At 43.5% G+C, this 1,787-nt stretch carries 2 protein-coding genes; both read left to right on the forward strand.

The window, feature by feature from the left end; all coding sequences use genetic code 11:
* The coding region (locus F6K38_RS44560; RefSeq protein WP_502709634.1) for a YjbQ family protein at positions 1-90 on the forward strand (90 nt) is incomplete at its 5' end.
* A gap of 246 nt (positions 91-336) precedes the next feature.
* Positions 337-1,785 carry a hypothetical protein gene (locus F6K38_RS35935; RefSeq protein ID WP_008183121.1) on the forward strand — a complete coding sequence of 483 codons (1,449 nt, stop codon included), beginning with the start codon at positions 337-339 and terminating at the stop codon, positions 1,783-1,785.
* Positions 1,786-1,787: the final 2 nt, after the last annotated feature.

The following is a 1,787-nucleotide window of genomic DNA, read 5'->3' on the forward strand; positions in this document are numbered from 1 at the left end:
GCTTTGGGCACCTGGCAATCGGTTTTATTCGTTGAATTAGATGGACCTAGAGACAGAACTGTTTTAATTCAACTATGTGGTGAAACCTAAAAACTGTCTTACTACGAATTGGCTGAAGCAGAACGGTTTAACTAAACCTCCTTATCCTAATTATAGATAATTATAGATAGAATGAACTGAGCAAACTCTGTTAATACATTGGTATCAAAGTTGTGTTAAACTAGATAATATTGGACTCGCTCTCACTAATAATCCTTTTCCTTCTCAGAAGGTGGAGTGTCAACATAGTTCTGTTTGAACTGATTGAAGTAAGTTGAGGGTACCAAGAGCGAAACTATGCCGAAATTCTGGTTTAGACTCTACAGTAGCGCTACCATAGTATCACTTCTACTTGCCGCTGGCTTTTGGAAGACTACGCCACTCTACCATGCAGGAAACACACTACTCCCCTCACTAGCAGTATCCCCTGGCAATCAAGTAGTCGATCAGGTTTCTCCCCCAGCCTGCTCTTCTATTGATCCGATTACCAAGGGTATGAAAAAAGAACGAAGAGCAACTGGTATGGCACAATTGGCTCGATCAACAGAAGATTGGAATTTTGTGATCAATGAGTGGATTCAAGCCATTGAGGATTTGCAAGCTATCCCAGCAGACAGTCCTAAACGGATTTTTGCTCAAAAAAAAATTGCTGAATATATCAAGAACCTAGAGTTAGCTTACCTAGAAGCAGTAGCAACCACGTCATCCTTGCCCTTCTCTAGTTTTGATAACGAAATATTTGATCAGCAGCTGCGGCTTTATCTATCCTATATTGCTGCCGTTGGTAGGCCTGACATTCTCATTGTAGGTAGTTCCCGGGCATTGCAAGGGCTTGATCCTCAGCAACTCCAAAAATCCTTAGGGATATTAGGCAAAGGAGAGCTAAAGGTTTTCAATTTTGGGGTCAATGGTGCCACAGCTCAATTTGTTGACTTCCAACTCCGTCAGCTCCTGACTCCAGAACAATTGCCACGGTTAGTGATCTGGGCTGATGGGGTGCGTGCCTTCAATAGTGGACGAGTAGACCGCACCTATCAATCCCTTGTCGCCTCTGAGGGATATAAACGTTTGTTGGCAGGCGATCGCCCCACACTTCCTAAAAGTCAAAAGGAATCAGCCAATACTTGCCAAGCTATTTCTGAGTCTACTATTTCCAGTGTTACTAGTAAAATTTATCAAAAATGGGCACCGGAAACTAGACTTTGGGCAACAGCGACCTTAACTTCAAATCCGCAACCTAGACCCTGCAACCTAGACCCTGCAACCTGCAACCTGCAACTGGTTTCAAAACAGTCAACTCCCGCCAACACTGGCTATAGTACTTTTGCCATCAATGCTAATGGTTTTCTCCCTATGAATGGCACCTTTAACCCAAAAATTTACTATCGGAGCCATCCACGAGTGTCAGGGAGATATGATGCCGATTATCAGCCCTTCAGTTTTGCCGGTAAGCAGACTACTGCTGTCAATGCTATTAAAAGCTTTTTGAAGAAACAAAATATTCCCTTAGTGGTGGTTAACTTACCCCTTACCAAAGACTATTTAGATCCAGTGCGTCTGAGTCGTGAACAGAAATTGCAACAGTGGATGCTCAAACAAACTGATCAAGGATTTATCTTTATCGATATGGGGAGGCAGTGGCTAAACCAAAATCAGTATTTTGCTGATCCGAGTCATCTGAATCAATACGGCGCAGCAGCAGTGGCTAGCGAGTTGGCCGCTAATCCCCAGATTCCTTGGCCTTGACC

It is taken from the genome of Moorena sp. SIO3B2, assembly GCF_010692525.1.
GTDB lineage: Bacteria > Cyanobacteriota > Cyanobacteriia > Cyanobacteriales > Coleofasciculaceae > Moorena > Moorena producens.

Bases quoted from the DNA above. Each gene is read 5' to 3' on its own strand.
- F6K38_RS35935 (WP_008183121.1), top strand. From the start codon at position 337: ATGCCGAAATTCTGGTTTAGACTCTACAGTAGCGCTACCATAGTATCA.